The sequence below is a fragment of the Photobacterium obscurum genome (assembly GCF_026191635.1).
Taxonomy (GTDB): domain Bacteria; phylum Pseudomonadota; class Gammaproteobacteria; order Enterobacterales; family Vibrionaceae; genus Photobacterium; species Photobacterium obscurum.
Map to the genome: position 1 here is coordinate 1 of NZ_JAKRRW010000051.1, position 1,376 is coordinate 1,376.

A 1,376-nucleotide genomic window follows, 5' to 3' on the forward strand; every position below is an offset into this window, starting at 1 on the left:
GGTTACAACATAAAAACAAACTCATTTTGATACTCATAATGGACAGATATTTGTAAAGTACCCTAACTAGCTAACTAACCGAGCCTTAGCCATCCGAGCCTCATAAGCCGCTACTTTAATATTTTCACCACAAGAGTCATCAGCACCTCGCCTGAAACGGTTACAGCCATAAAAGGTCTCTCTATTAGGGTCATTCTCACATCGAGCAACCATCGTACCTATGCCACAACGCAAACAGCCAATTTCAGTTTCGCCGCAACCACGACAGCGCCTAAAACCTTCGGGATGGGTTTCTAAAGGTGAATTGCAGTGCTTACAGCTATTAACTAACGTATCGCAAGCAGGAGAAAATGAGCATTTATAAAGGGTTTTGTTATGTCTTGTTGTTAAAGGTCGAAGCTCACCTGTTTTACACTGGCTGCAACTCCATTTTGCTAGCTGTGGCGCTAGTTTATTGTCTACATACTGTAAACCAAACTTTGCCATTTCAGATAAGAAAGGACTACTCTTATCACCATCGAATAACACATAAATAAAGTGTTTTGCTCTCGTCAATGCTACATAGAATAGTCGTCTTTCTTCGCCATGTATGAAGCCTTCTTTACTTGGTAGAACAAGGTCGATCAATTCGTCATTTTCTCTAGTCGATGGAAATGCCCCCGTATCAACACCAAATAGAATGACGTAATCAGCTTCTAAGCCTTTGCTGGCATGCGCTGTAACAAAACTAATATCTAAATGAGCATACGAGAACTTTGAAACGTCAACACCTTTAAGTTGAGGAGTATTCTCTTGACGAAAGCGTCCAATAATAAGAACAGAGGCCACCTTCCCGTTCCGCTCAGAAGAGCGATTCAACGTCGCCAAGGCACGCTGTAAAGAAGTCACATACGCTTGATTCTTCCTTTCCTTCGGACTTGAAACCGAAATCAAGTTATGCATGTCTTTCTTTATATCGACCAGTCTAACCGCAGGAGCATCTAATCGTGTGTGAGTTACGATTTCTTTTTTTATTTGAGCTGGGTTAGCCATAACAAATCGACTACTAACTTCATGGATCTGATTATTAAAACGAAACGTTTTATCTAAAGGCACAGCTGTTGCTGGAGAAAATGCAGATGAAAACGCTGTAAACAAAGCCAAGTCAGCACCATTAAATCGATAAATAGACTGCCAATCATCACCTACAGCGAACAAGCGAACATTAGGCTTTGAGGCTAATAATGCTTTAAGTAACTTAGAACGACCACCTGAAATATCTTGAAATTCATCAACCAAAATATGAGTATAAGAATGATGAAAGCCGCCTCTTTCAATGATGGCGGTAGATTCAGAGATCATATCACTAAAATCAATACATTCCGTATTGGTTAAGT

At 40.3% G+C, this 1,376-nt stretch carries 1 protein-coding gene; it reads right to left on the reverse strand.

What is annotated here, in order from left to right; all coding sequences use genetic code 11:
- Positions 1-66: 66 nt before the first annotated feature.
- Positions 67-1,376 (reverse strand): UvrD-helicase domain-containing protein (locus tag MD588_RS25845; protein ID WP_265700827.1); only part of this gene is annotated, 1,310 nt, incomplete at its 5' end.